Source organism: Microbacterium aurantiacum (genome assembly GCF_002872075.1).
Lineage (GTDB): Bacteria > Actinomycetota > Actinomycetes > Actinomycetales > Microbacteriaceae > Microbacterium > Microbacterium aurantiacum_A.
On sequence record NZ_PGGU01000007.1, the window covers coordinates 1 to 12,713 of the forward strand.

Sequence of the window (12,713 nt, forward strand, 5' to 3'; positions counted from 1 at the left end):
GTCGTGCGCGTATCAACGCGCAGTACATGGGAGAAGGCGCCCCTCCCGCGACTCGCGGGAGGGGCGCCTTCTATTGGCTCCCCGGCTTGGACTCGAACCAAGAACCTGCCGGTTAACAGCCGGCTGCTCTGCCAATTGAGCTACCGAGGAATGTGCTCCGCTGCGCGGGCAACTCGACAAGCTTAGCAAACTCCGGACGATGCTCGTGACACGGGGCAGCCTCTTCGAGAGGCGTGTCGCGCCGGATCAGTGTCGAGAATCGGCCTCGGCGTTCGGCACCCAGAGCAGGTCCTTGCCGACCCCTCTCGCGACGACGTGGCCGCCGCGGAGCATCAGAGTCTCGGCGTTCAGCTCGCGGATGAAGTCCGCGTCGTTCGTGACGAGCAGCGCCCCCATCCCCTGCTCCTTGCGGCGCCGGGTGATCGCGCCGAACACGACGGGGCGCACCTCCAGATCGAGGTTGGCGAGCGGCTCGTCGGCGATGAGCACCTTGGGCTCCAGCACGAAAGAGCGGGCGACAGCGACGCGCTGACGCATGCCGGCGCTCAGCTCGTACGGGAACTTGTCGGCAGTTCCCAGCGGGAGATGGAGCTCGTCGAGGAGAGTGGCGACCCGGATCGAGAGCGCCTTCGTGTTGACCCGCTTCTCGCGCAGGAGGATGGGCTCGGCGATCACCTCGTTCACGGTCAGGCGCGGCGGGAGGTTCGCCCCCGCACCCTGGGGCAGGAAGCCCGTGTGGTAGGTGAGCAGTCGGTGCTTGCGCCCGGGCCTGCGTACGTCGACGCCGCACACCTGAGCCGTTCCGCCGACGATCCGCACGGAGGGATCCGTCGACCCGGCGAGGGCGGCGACGAGAGTCGACTTTCCCGACCCGGTCGGACCGGCGACGCAGATGAGCTCACCGGGGGCGAGGCTGAAGGTGACGCCGTCGACAGCACGCGTCGGCGCTCCATGCCCGATCCGATCGATGACCAGGTCGGTGCAGTCGATCACGTTCGAGGATTCGGGCCGACGCGACATGATCCCATCCTGCCCTGTATTGAAGCGGGCCGGACGTTACGACTCGGTGAAGCGCTGCCGCTCCGCGTCGAGGTCTCGCAGGCGCATCCGCAGCGCGCGGCCGCCATCGGAGTCCGCCGGCACCCGCTGCAGGGCCGAATTCAGCTCGAACTTGTCCTGCTGGAGCCGGCGCAGGATGAGCCGCCGGGCGAGATCGGTCGTCGAGGCTACTGCACCCTCCTCGTTCCGCGCCGGAAACGGAGTCATCAGGAGCTCTCCGGCCAGCGACCGGTACGGCTCGCGCACTGCGTTCACCGCGTCGGTGGCCCATCCCGCTCTGGCACGGTTCGCGGCGGATGCCACCGCCTCGCGCACCGCATCCAGACCGGGGGTCCGGAATTCGTCTGCCAGCGCACGGGTGAGCAGGTCATGGTCGACCTGATGGCCGTACTGCAGCGCGCCCATGAGCGCGTCGCGCTCCAGCGCCGCATCCGCCGTCCGCGGCAGACTGCCCAGCGTCACCGGCGCGATCCCCGTGGTTCCGGAGCCCGCATCAACCGGAACGGGTTCCCGTCGGGTCTGCGTCTGCGCGCCACCGCGCGCGGCTCGCTCCACCTCGCCGTGCACCTCTGTGGGATCCATGCCCAGACGCCGCGCGAGCACGCGCTCGTATCCGGGGCGCAGCAGCCGATCCCGGATCTCGGCGACGATCGGCGCTGCCGCCCGCAGCGCGCCGACGCGTCCTTCGACCGTGGAGAGGTCGAAGCCTCCGAGCTTGCGGTCGAGCGCGAACTCGAACATCGGCACCTTGGCGTCCATCAGAGCACGCACGGCGGCATCGCCGCGCTGCAGCCGGAGATCGCACGGGTCCAGCCCGTCCGGGGCCACCGCGACGAATGTCTGCGCATTGAAGCGGTCGTCCTCGGTGAACGCGCGCAGGGCCGCCTTCTGCCCGGCCTCGTCGCCGTCGAAAGTGAACACCACCTCGCCCGAGGCGTTGTCGTCGCCCATCACCCGGCGCAGCACCTTGATGTGGTCGGTGCCGAATGCCGTACCGCAGGTGGCGATCGCCGTCGTGAGTCCGGCCAGGTGACAGGCCATCACGTCGGTGTAGCCCTCGACGACCACGACCCGCCGCGGATCTCCCCTGGCGATGTCGCGCTTGGCCAGATCGAGCCCGTAGAGCACCTGTGCCTTCTTGTAGATCGGCGTCTCGGGGGTGTTCAGGTACTTGGGACCCTGGTCGTCATCGAACAGCTTCCTGGCTCCGAAGCCGATCGTCTGACCGGATACATCGCGGATCGGCCAGACCAGCCGCCCACGGAACCGGTCGTACACGCCGCGCTGCCCTGTGGACACCAGACCGGCGGTGCTCAGCTCGTCGCGGGTGAAGCCCTGCGCGGTGAGGGCCTTCAGCATCGCATCCCAGCCCTTGGGGGCGAAGCCGACTCCGAAATGCGCAGCGGCACCCGCGTCGAAGCCCCGCTCGCCGAGGAACCGGCGGCCGATCTCCGCTTCCGGAGACAGCAGCTGCGCACGGAAGAACTCCGCAGCCGCCGTGTTCGCGGCGTACAGACGGCTGCGGCCGCTCGTCTCCGGAGCCGAGCCGCCGTCCTCGTAGTGCAGGGCGAAGCCGATGCGACCGGCCAGGCGCTCCACCGCCTCGGTGAAGCTGACGTGGTCCATCTCGCGCAGGAACGAGTACACGTCGCCCGACTCGCCGCAGCCGAAGCAGTGGTAGTAGCCGACCTGCGGGCGCACGTGGAAGCTCGGACTCTTCTCATCGTGAAAAGGGCACAGGCCCTTGAGGGATCCGACCCCAGCCGACTTCAGCGCGACCCGCTCCCCCACGATGTCCGCGATGTTCGTCCGCGCCTTGACCTCGTCGACGTCCGCCTGCCGGATCCGGGGCATCAGACTGCCCCTTCGGGGACCGTCTGCCTGCCGGCGTGCCCACGGGCACCCGGACGCGCGTGACGCGGGCTCCAGATCCCGACCTCGGCCGGATCGATCTCGCCGACCAGCCGGTTATGCCAGTCGATGGCGCTCTGGTCCGTCAGACTCGCGACCTGATCCACGACGACCCTGGCGCGTTCGGCGTCGGTGGTCGCGGCGACGAAGTCCGCCGTGAATGCCGGTTCGAGCACCTCGGCGCCGGCAGACCACAGCGCATCCGTCGACCAGAGCGAGTCCGCGAGCCGGCGCAGCACGCGCCGCTGCTCCTTGTAGACGCCCTTGCGCGCCTCGATCGTGACGATGGCCTGCCCCATGATCCCTTTGAGCACTGCGATCTCGGCCTCGACGACTCTGGGCACCACGACGTGAGCGTTGTAGCGCACCAGCGCGGTCCCCGGGTACGCCTCGCGCGTGGCCGACACCGCAGCACGCGCGAAACGTCCGATGAGGTCGCTGGTCAGGTTCTTGAGGCGGGCGAGGTCCCGTCGTGAGCGGTCGAAAGACGACAGCCACATCGACTGCGTGGCCAGCCGGTACAGGGCATCGGCCAGCTCATCGCGGGTGAAGTCGTACCCCACCCACTGCTGGATCCTGCCCACGAGGGCGTCATGCTCCAGGGGGTCGGCCAGCTGTCCCACGTCGAGGTAGCCGTTCACGATGGCGTCCTCGAAGTCGTGGACGGAGTAGGCGATGTCGTCGGAGAGGTCCATGATCTCGGCCTCGATGCAGCGCAGCCGCCGCGGCGCTCCCTCGCGCATCCAGCGGAACACCGCCTCGTCCTCGGGGTAGACACCGAACTTCAGCCGTCCGCCGGGGTCCGGCACCGGGCTGTCGACCGTCCACGGGTACTTGCAGGTCGCATCGAGGGTCGCCCTGGTGAGGTTCAGGCCGACCGAGTGGTCGTCGTCGTCGAGGACCTTCGCCTCCAGCCGGGTCAGGATGCGCAGCGACTGCGCGTTGCCCTCGAAGCCGCCGATGTGCTCGGCCCACTCGTTCAGGGCGCGCTCGCCGTTGTGGCCGAACGGCGGGTGCCCGAGGTCGTGACTCAGGCAGGCCGTGTCGACGACGTCTTCGGAGACACCCAGCGCGGTCGCGAGCTCACGTCCCACCTGCGCCACCTCGAGCGAGTGCGTCAGGCGGTTGCGGGCGAAGTCGGCGGTGCTGGCCGGGCTCAGGACCTGCGTCTTCGCAGCCAACCGCCGCAATGCCGCCGAGTGCAGCACGCGGGCCCGGTCTCTGGCGAAGTCGTTGCGCTCGGAGCGATGGGTTTCGGCGAAGAAGCGCTCGGCGTCGCGCGGGTCGTAGCCGTCCGTACGCAGATCAGCCACCACTGTTCTCGATCTCCGCTCCTCGCATCATCTCCGATGCCGATGACGCGAGTTCCCGCGACTCCAGCCACTTGTCCGGCAGGGCTGTGCGCTTGGCGTGGCCTGCGCGTCCACGCTGGCCCTCCGCATCCGCACCCGGATACGGGGCGGTGTGGTCGAGCTGGCCGAGGAGGTCGTCGATCTCGGCGAGGCTCGACGCGGTCGCGAGTCCGGTGCGGATGTCGCCGCCGACCGGGTAGCCCTTGAAGTACCACGAGACGTGCTTGCGGATGTCGCGGCATCCGTGCGCCTCGTCCTCATAGAACTCGACGATCAGTTCGGCGTGACGGCGGAAGGCGTTCGCGACGAAGCCCAACGTGGCATCGACGGGACGCGACGGCGCCCCGAAGGCGGCGGCGAGCTCGCCGAACAACCAGGGGCGGCCGAGGCATCCGCGCCCGACCACCACGCCGTCGCAATCGGTCTGCGCCATCATCCGCACGGCGTCGTCCGCCGACCAGATGTCGCCGTTGCCCAGCACCGGGATGCTGGTGACGGCCTGCTTCAGTTCACCGATGGCGTTCCAGTCGGCGTGCCCCGAGTAGTACTCTCCCGCGGTTCGCGCATGCAGCGCGACCGCTGCCGCGCCGGCATCCTCCGCGGCCCGGCCCGCTTCGAGGAAGGTGAGGTGATCCTTGTCGATGCCCTTGCGCATCTTGACCGTCAGGGGCACCGGCCCCGCTGCCTTGACCGCCTGGTCGACGATGTCGGCGAACAGCCGGCTCTTCCACGGCAGCGCCGCGCCACCGCCCTTGCGGGTGACCTTCGGCACCGGGCATCCGAAGTTCAGATCGATGTGGTCGGCGTGATCCTCGGCGACGATGATGCGCACCGCCTCGGCGATGGTCTTCGGGTCGACGCCATAGAGCTGGATCGAACGAGGCGTCTCGGACTCGTGGTGGCGGATGAGTCGCATCGTGGTCTCGTTGCGTTCGACGAGCGCGCGCGAGGTGATCATCTCGCTGACGTAGAGACCCGCACCGTACTCACGGCAGAGACGCCGGAAGGCGGTGTTGGTGATCCCCGCCATGGGTGCGAGGACGACGGGCACGTCGAGGGCGATCGGCCCGATGCGGAGCGGGCGCACGGTGGCTGGAGCAAGAGTCATGACCTCTCCATTCTCCCAGACGCGGAGCCTGTGGCGGGCAGCCGCGTTTAGGCTGGGGATATGACCGATTCCGCACTCCGTTCCATCCCCTTCACCGACGCTCAGGGTGCCGAGAAGACCATCGATGATCTCGGCGCAGACGTGGTGCTCGTCGTCAACGTGGCGTCGAAGTGCGGCCTCACCCCGCAGTACGAGCAGCTCGAGGAACTGCAGCGCCTCTACGGCGACCGCGGCTTCACGGTGCTCGGCTTCCCCAGCAACCAGTTCTTCGGGCAGGAGCCGGGGTCGGTGGAGGAGATCCTCGAGTTCTGCTCCACGACCTACGGCGTGACCTTCCCGCTGGCGGACAAGGTCAAGGTCAACGGGCGCAACGCCACGGAGCTCTACAAGGCCTTGAAGCAGACCCCGGATGCGGGCGGCAAGGCCGGACGCGTGGAGTGGAACTTCGAGAAGTTCCTCGTACTGCCGGACGGCGAGGTGCGCCGCTTCCGGCCGAAGCAGACGCCGGACTCCCCGGAGATCGTCGACGCGATCGAAAGCGCCCTGGTCACAGCCCGCAGCTGAGGACAGGTGCCCGACGGCAAGCGCCGTTCATCTGCAGGCCAGTCCCCCGCCATCTGCGCTCCCTAGTCTCACCGCGGCGAATCCGCCAGGAGACGAAGGAGACCAGTAATGCCCGATGGACTGTCGATGAGCCGACGCAGCGTGATCACTGCAGGGGCGCTGGGCGCTCTCAGCGCCGCGCTCCCGCTCGGCGCCGCGCACGCGGAGTCCGCGACACCCTCCGATTCCGCGACCGTCACCGGTTTCGCCTCGGGGAGCCCGCGTCCGAACGCCCCGCGACTTCGCTTCCGGGCCGACGGAACCTTCAAGATCGTGCAGTTCAATGACACGCAGGACGACGAGCAGACCGACCGCCGCACGGTCGAACTCATCGAGAAGGTGCTCGACCAGGAGCAGCCCGACTTCGTCGTCATCAACGGCGACGTGATCTCGAGCGGCTGCGAGACGCCCTTGGCCGTCAAGCAGGCGATCAACAACGTCGTGTGGCCGATGGAATCGCGCCGCATCCCCTGGGCGGTGACCTACGGCAACCATGACGAGGACTCGCTGCCCGAGTCGGGCGTCGATGAGGCCGGGATGCTCAGGATCTACCGCTCGTACGACTACAACCTGAACGCAGACAACGCCCGCGGGCTGACCGGCACGAGCAACACGATCGTGCCGATCTCGTCTTCACGGAAGAAGAACCGCGACGCGTTCTCGCTGTGGATGATGGACTCGGGCCGCTATGCGCCCGACGCGATCAGCGGCCAGGACTTCGCCGGTTATCCCACCTGGGACTGGCTGCGAATGGACCAGGTCGCCTGGTATCGCGAGCAGTCGCAGCGGCTCGAGCGGCGCAGCGGCCGCAAGGTTCCCGGTCTCATGTTCATCCACATCGCCCTGTGGGAGCACCGCTTCATGTGGTGGGGCGGGGTCGACACCCGTACGGAGGCCGACGCCGCGCGCGGCAGGGCGCGCCACGGCATCGTCGGTGAACGCAACGAGGACGAGTGCCCAGGGCCGTTCAACTCCGGCATGTTCAACGCGATCCTCGAGCGAGGCGATGTGAAAGGCGTCTTCGTCGGTCACGACCACGTCAACGACTACGTGGGCGACTACTACGGCGTCAAGCTCGGCTATGCCCCCGGCACGGGCTTCGGCGCCTACGGCCTGTCGGGAGACGAGCGCAACCGCATGCGGGGCGGCCGCGTCTTCGAGCTCACCGAGACGGGCGACGACGTGTCGATCGCGACGCGCGTCGTTTACGCGCGTGATCTCGGTATCGATCTGACCGCGGACGACCAGCCCATGGAGCCGCTGCCGCTGGCACCCGCGCAGGAGCATATCTGACCGTCACCGGCCGTGACGACGAGGCGGAGACCCGGGCATGGGTCTCCGCCTCGTCTCGCATCGTCGACGCGAGTCGAGGGGTCAGGCCTCGACCGGTGCTCCGCGCTTTGCCCAGAGATCGCGCAGCACGTTCTCGAAGGCGGCCGGAGGCTGCGCGCCACTGATGCCGTACTGGCCGTCGATGACGAAGAACGGCACCCCTTGGATGCCGTAGGCGCGTGCCTGATCCTGATCCTGACGCACGGCAGGCAGGTAGCGGTCGGACTCGAGGGCTTCGCGTGCCTCGGCGGCGTCGAGGCCGACCTCGGCCGCGAGCTCCACGAGATCGTCGACGCGACCGACGTGCTTGCCCTCGGTGAAGTAGGCCGACATCAGCCGCTCCTCCATCTCGTGCTGCAGATCCTTCGCCTTCGCGAAGTGGAGAAGCTCATGCGCCTTCACGGTGTTGGTGTGCTGGAGCAGATCGAAGCGGTACTCGAGTCCCGCCTTCTCAGCGACGCCCGTGACGTGAGACAGCATCTGCTCGACCTGGTCCCTGGGCATCCCCTTGTGGCCGGCGAGGAAGTCCACCTCGTCGCCGTCGAAGTCGACCGGGGTGTCCGGGGAGAGCTCGAAGGAGTGGAAGGTCACCTTCACCTCCGGGGCATCCTCATCCGCGGCGACCGCGGCGAGGCCGGTCTCGAGGTTGCGCTTGCCGATGTAGCACCAGGGGCAGGCGATGTCGGACCAGATGTCGATGGAGATGGGTTCAGTCACGTCTTCATCCAACCGCATGCACCGAGCGGCTATTCCGCCGATAGGATTTCCGAATGCTCTCCGCGGACGATCCTCTGCCGTTCCGGCCGCAGCGCGTGCTCATCGCCGGTGTCACGGGCTCGGGGAAGACCACGCTCGCTGCTCGCATCGGAGGCTTGTGGGATCTCCGCCACGTCGAGATCGACGCCCTGTTCCACGGGCCGAACTGGACGCCCCGACCGGAGTTCCTCGACGATGTCCACGCCTTCACGGCCGAGGAGCGCTGGATCACCGAGTGGCAGTACACCAGCAAGGGCACGGACGAGATCATGACACCGCGCGCCCAGCTCGCGATCTGGCTCGACTACCCGTATCCGGTGGTGCGCTCGCGGCTGATACGCCGCACACTCGGACGCAGCATCCTGCGCACCCGCATGTACAACGGCAACGTGGAGAAGCCGATCTGGAAGCTGCTCGCGACCGGCGACCCCGACGAGAACATCCTGGCCTGGCAGACGAAGACCCTCGGGAACTGGAGGCAGCGGATGCCGGAGATCGAAGCACGATTCCCGCACCTCACGATCGTGCGACTCCGTCATCCCCGCGAGGCCGATCGATGGCTCCGCGCTCAGGCACTGCCGGGAGCGTCCACCGCGCCGCCGAAGCGGCGGTCTCGCGAGAGGTAGATCCCGATCGCGCGCCACAACTCCTCACGGGAGAAGTCCGGCCAGAGCGTATGGAGAAACACCATCTCGGCATAGGCCGACTCCCAGAGCAGGAAGTTCGAGGTGCGCTGCTCGCCGGAACTGCGCACGAACAAGTCGACGTCCGGCATGTCCGGCACGTAGAGGTTCCGGCGCACCATCCTCTCGGTGATCGCGTTGGGCTTCAGCCGCCCGGCCGCGACCTCCGACGCGAGAGCGCGCATCGCGTCGACGATCTCCACGCGCCCGCCGTAGTTCACGCACATCGTGAGTGTGAGCACGTCGTTGCCGCGGGTGAGTTGCTCGGCGTACTGCAGCTCCTTGATGACGCTGCCCCAGAGGCGCGGCTTGCGCCCGGCCCAGCGCACCCGCACGCCCCACTCGTTGAGCTGATCGCGGCGGCGATGCAGCACGTCGCGGTTGTACCCCATCAGGAAGCGCACCTCCTCGGGGGAACGCGCCCAGTTCTCGGTCGAGAAGGCGTACACCGAGAGGTGCTTCACTCCGGCCTGGATCGCGCCGGCGACGACGTCGAGCAGCACCTCTTCACCCGCCTTGTGCCCTTCGATGCGGCTGAGACCCCGACGGTTCGCCCAGCGACCGTTGCCGTCCATGACGACGGCGACATGCTCGGGGACCGCGGGGAAGGCCGGCGGGTGGATGCCGGTCCAGTCCAGCGGGCGATACGCGACGGCGTCCTTGTGGGTGTACGGCTTCGGGGTCACCGGAGTCCTTCCCGTGGCGGGGCGGAGATGTGAGCGAGCGAGCGGATGCCGCGCTCGAGATGCCACTGCGCGTAGGCGGCGATCAGGCCTGATGCGGATGCGGTGGCGATGGGTGACGCCGCGTCGACCGCATCCCACTCCCCCGCCATCAGCGAGCGCAGGAGCGCCAGCGTCGCCTCCGCGATGCGAGGGCTTCCTGCCGGAGCGCAGTTCCCGCAGACGAGCCCGCCGAGCTGACCCACGAACGTCGTGTGCGGCCCCGGCGCGGCGCACCGAGCGCAATCGTCGAGCGACGGCGCCCAGCCGGAGAGCGCCATCACCCGCAGCAGGTAGGAGTCCAGGATGCTGCGCGGCGCATGCTCACCGCGCGACAACGCGCGCAGCCCGCCGACGAGCAGCAGGTACTGGTCCGGCGTCGCCTCGGAGTCGCTGAGACGGTCGGCGGTCTCCACCATCGCACTGGCCGACGTGAAGCGTTCGTAGTGCGCGGCGATCTCGCTGCCATACGACCCCAGGGACTCCGCCTGCTGGACGATGTCGAGAGAACGACCCTGGTAGAGCTGCACATCGGCAACCATGAACGGCTCGAGGCGCGATCCGAACTTCGATGAGGTGCGCCGCACGCCCTTGGCGACAGCACGCACCTTGCCATGCCGACGCGAGAGCATGATGACGATGCGATCGGCCTCACCCAGTTTGTGAGTGCGCAGGATCACCGCTTCATCTCGATAGGTGGGCACCGTTCGATTATCCTCCGTGCGGGAGAATAGAAGGGTGACCGAACCGCAGTTCTTCATTCCCCTCTGGGCCGACCTCCTCGGAGTCGGCCTGGGCGGCATCCAGGGAGCGATGTTCGCCTCCGGATTCCAGGGCCAGCGACGACTCGATCTGCTGGGCGTGGCGATCATCGGCATCCTGATCGGAATGGGCGGCGGTCTCATCCGCGACCTGCTGCTGGGGCAGCCGCCGGCGACGCTCCAGAACAACTGGTATCTGGTCACCGCCGGCGGCGCCGCCATCATCGGCATGCTTCTGGCCGGTCTTCTGAACCGTGCCAACGCGATCATCGTGGGTCTCGATGCCGTCGTCATCGGGATGTTCGGTGCTTTTGGCACCAGCAAGGCACTGGGACTGGGGGTTCCCCCGGTGCCCGCGGTCTTCATCGGCGTGTGCGCCGCCGTCGGGGGCAGCATCCTCCGCGACGTCATCATGGGGCTGCCGGTCGCGATCATGCACGTCGGATCACTGTATGCAGTGGCGGCAGCAGCCGGATGCGCCGTGATCGTTATCGCGAACGCGCTCGGCGTGAACCTCGCGCTCGCCGGAGTGATCGGCATCGTGGTCACGGCCGTCATCCGGGTGCTGGCCGTCGCCTTCGACCTCTCGCTGCCGGAACAGCGCCGTCTCTACCGCCGCAAGGTGGCGGCAGAGACGGGCACCATCCCGATCGTCAAGCCGTGATCAGACGGCGGCGAGTTCCTGCTGGCGGGTGCGGATCGAGCGGTTGACGCCCGAGACGATCGCCTTGAGGGATGCCGTGGAGATGTCGCCGTCGATGCCGACGCCCCAGAGCCGCTGGTCGCCGACCTGCAGTTCTACGTAGGCCGCTGCCTGGGCGTCGCCGCCGGCACTGAGAGCGTGCTCGACGTAGTCGTAGACCGTGATGTCGAAACCCTGCGCCCGCAGCACCTCGACGAATGCGGCGACCGGGCCGTTGCCCGAGCCGGCGACCGCGAGTTGCTGCTCGTCGTCGCGGAGCACGACGTCGAGCACGACCTCGCCCGACATGTCGCTGCGCGTCTGCGTGGCGAGGAGTTCGAATCGTCCCCACTTGGCCGCCGCATCCGCGGCGGGCAGGTACTCGTCGTTGAAGATCGACCAGATCGCGTCGCTGGTGACTTCGCCGCCCTCTGCATCGGTCTTGGCCTGCACGACGCCGGAGAACTCGATCTGGAGCTTGCGGGGCAGATCGATCGCGTGATCGGCCTTCAGCAGGTAGGCGACGCCGCCCTTGCCGGACTGCGAATTGACGCGGATGACGGCCTCGTAGGAACGGCCGAGGTCCTTCGGGTCGATCGGCAGGTACGGAACCGCCCACTCGATCTCATCGACGGTGACACCCTCGGCATCGGCACGGGCCGCCATGGCCTCGAACCCCTTCTTGATGGCGTCCTGATGCGATCCGCTGAAGGCGGTGAACACCAGATCGCCAGCCCAGGGGCTGCGCTCGGGCACCGGCAGCTGGTTGCAGTACTCCACGGTGCGCTTGACCTGATCGATGTCGCTGAAGTCGATCTGAGGGTCGATGCCCTGGGTGAACAGGTTGATGCCCAGGGCGACGATGTCGACGTTGCCGGTGCGCTCGCCGTTGCCGAACAGGCAGCCCTCGATGCGATCGGCGCCGGCCATGTAACCGAGCTCGGCCGCGGCGATCGCGGTGCCGCGGTCGTTGTGGGGGTGCAGGGAGAGGATGACGTTCTCACGGTGCGCGAGGTGACGGCTCATCCACTCGATCGAGTCGGCATAGACGTTCGGGGTCGCCATCTCCACCGTGGCGGGCAGATTGATGATGACCTTGCGGTCCGGCGTCGGCTCGAAGATCTCGATCACCTGGTTGCAGACGTCGACGGCGAACTCGAGCTCGGTGCCCGTGTAGCTCTCCGGTGAGTACTCGTAGTACACCTGCGTGTCCGGAATCGTCTTCTCGAACTTCCGGCACAGGCGCGCGCCCTCGAGGGCGATGTCGATGATGCCCTGTTTGTCGGTGCGGAACACGACCTCGCGCTGCAGCACGCTGGTGGAGTTGTACAGGTGCACGATCGCCTGCTTCGCACCGACGATCGACTCGTAGGTGCGCTCGATGAGGTGCTCGCGCGCCTGGGTCAGCACCTGGATCGTGACGTCATCGGGGATCAGGTTCTCCTCGATGAGCTGGCGGACGAAGTCGAAGTCGGTCTGGCTCGCGGAGGGGAAGCCGACCTCGATCTCCTTGTAGCCCATGCTCACGAGCAACTCGAACATGACGCGCTTGCGCTCGGGCGACATCGGGTCGATGAGAGCCTGGTTGCCGTCCCGGAGGTCGACGGCGCACCAGCGGGGAGCCTGCGTGATGCGGGCGTCCGGCCAGGTGCGGTCAGGCAGGTGGACGGAGATCTGCTCGTGGAACGGCCGGTACTTGTGGATCGGCATCGTGGACGGGCGCTGAGTGTTCTGCATGATGGGC

12 protein-coding genes and 1 tRNA gene are annotated in these 12,713 nt (G+C 67.8%); 4 read left to right on the top strand and 9 right to left on the bottom strand.

Features of this window, described 5'->3' with window-relative positions; translation table 11 throughout:
• Positions 1 to 74: 74 nt before the first annotated feature.
• The 5 genes from CUR96_RS06895 to dusB form a co-directional block, all read right to left on the bottom strand.
• Positions 75 to 150: transfer RNA gene (locus tag CUR96_RS06895), tRNA-Asn, on the bottom strand.
• Between the two features lie 96 nt (positions 151 to 246).
• A complete protein-coding gene (locus CUR96_RS06900; protein WP_102192572.1) occupies positions 247 to 1,020 on the bottom strand; it encodes an ATP-binding cassette domain-containing protein in 774 nt (257 codons plus the stop codon).
• Between the two features lie 36 nt (positions 1,021 to 1,056).
• Positions 1,057 to 2,913 carry a DNA primase gene (gene dnaG / locus CUR96_RS06905; protein WP_102192573.1) on the bottom strand — a complete coding sequence of 619 codons (1,857 nt, stop codon included), beginning with the start codon at positions 2,911 to 2,913 and terminating at the stop codon, positions 1,057 to 1,059.
• Positions 2,913 to 4,286: a deoxyguanosinetriphosphate triphosphohydrolase gene (locus tag CUR96_RS06910; protein ID WP_102192574.1), complete on the bottom strand. Its 1,374-nt coding sequence runs from the start codon at positions 4,284 to 4,286 to the stop codon at positions 2,913 to 2,915. Before CUR96_RS06910 ends, dnaG begins: the two co-directional genes overlap by 1 nt.
• Positions 4,276 to 5,430, bottom strand: coding sequence for a tRNA dihydrouridine synthase DusB (gene dusB, locus CUR96_RS06915; protein WP_102192575.1), 1,155 nt, complete (start codon positions 5,428 to 5,430; stop codon positions 4,276 to 4,278). The genes CUR96_RS06910 and dusB overlap by 11 nt, the downstream gene beginning before the upstream one ends.
• A gap of 60 nt (positions 5,431 to 5,490) precedes the next feature.
• Here dusB and CUR96_RS06920 point away from each other — a divergent pair, with 60 nt between their 5' ends.
• Positions 5,491 to 5,994: a glutathione peroxidase gene (locus tag CUR96_RS06920; RefSeq protein ID WP_102192576.1), complete on the top strand. Its 504-nt coding sequence runs from the start codon at positions 5,491 to 5,493 to the stop codon at positions 5,992 to 5,994.
• 108 nt (positions 5,995 to 6,102) lie between these two features.
• Positions 6,103 to 7,326, top strand: a complete 1,224-nt coding sequence (locus CUR96_RS06925; protein WP_245861111.1) for a metallophosphoesterase family protein — start codon at positions 6,103 to 6,105, stop codon at positions 7,324 to 7,326.
• A gap of 81 nt (positions 7,327 to 7,407) precedes the next feature.
• Here CUR96_RS06925 and CUR96_RS06930 read toward each other — a convergent pair whose 3' ends face one another.
• Positions 7,408 to 8,082 carry a DsbA family oxidoreductase gene (locus tag CUR96_RS06930; RefSeq protein WP_102192577.1) on the bottom strand — a complete coding sequence of 225 codons (675 nt, stop codon included), beginning with the start codon at positions 8,080 to 8,082 and terminating at the stop codon, positions 7,408 to 7,410.
• Between the two features lie 53 nt (positions 8,083 to 8,135).
• Between CUR96_RS06930 and CUR96_RS06935 the strand changes: the two genes are divergently transcribed.
• Entirely contained in the window at positions 8,136 to 8,747 is a 612-nt protein-coding gene (locus CUR96_RS06935; RefSeq protein ID WP_102192578.1) for an AAA family ATPase, read from the top strand.
• Here the strand turns inward: CUR96_RS06935 and CUR96_RS06940 are convergent.
• Complete coding sequence (locus tag CUR96_RS06940; RefSeq protein ID WP_102192579.1) at positions 8,690 to 9,490, bottom strand: isoprenyl transferase; 801 nt, start codon at positions 9,488 to 9,490, stop codon at positions 8,690 to 8,692. The genes CUR96_RS06935 and CUR96_RS06940 overlap by 58 nt on opposite strands.
• On the bottom strand, positions 9,487 to 10,230 hold the full coding sequence (recO, locus tag CUR96_RS06945) for a DNA repair protein RecO (protein WP_102192580.1): 744 nt from the start codon (positions 10,228 to 10,230) through the stop codon (positions 9,487 to 9,489). The genes CUR96_RS06940 and recO overlap by 4 nt, the downstream gene beginning before the upstream one ends.
• A gap of 34 nt (positions 10,231 to 10,264) precedes the next feature.
• On the opposite strand from recO, the gene CUR96_RS06950 reads away from it, so the two are divergent.
• Positions 10,265 to 10,951 carry a trimeric intracellular cation channel family protein gene (locus CUR96_RS06950; RefSeq protein ID WP_102192581.1) on the top strand — a complete coding sequence of 229 codons (687 nt, stop codon included), beginning with the start codon at positions 10,265 to 10,267 and terminating at the stop codon, positions 10,949 to 10,951.
• On the opposite strand, the gene leuA is transcribed toward CUR96_RS06950, so the two are convergent.
• Positions 10,952 to 12,706: a 2-isopropylmalate synthase gene (gene leuA / locus CUR96_RS06955; protein ID WP_102192582.1), complete on the bottom strand. Its 1,755-nt coding sequence runs from the start codon at positions 12,704 to 12,706 to the stop codon at positions 10,952 to 10,954. It lies immediately after the preceding gene.
• Positions 12,707 to 12,713: the final 7 nt, after the last annotated feature.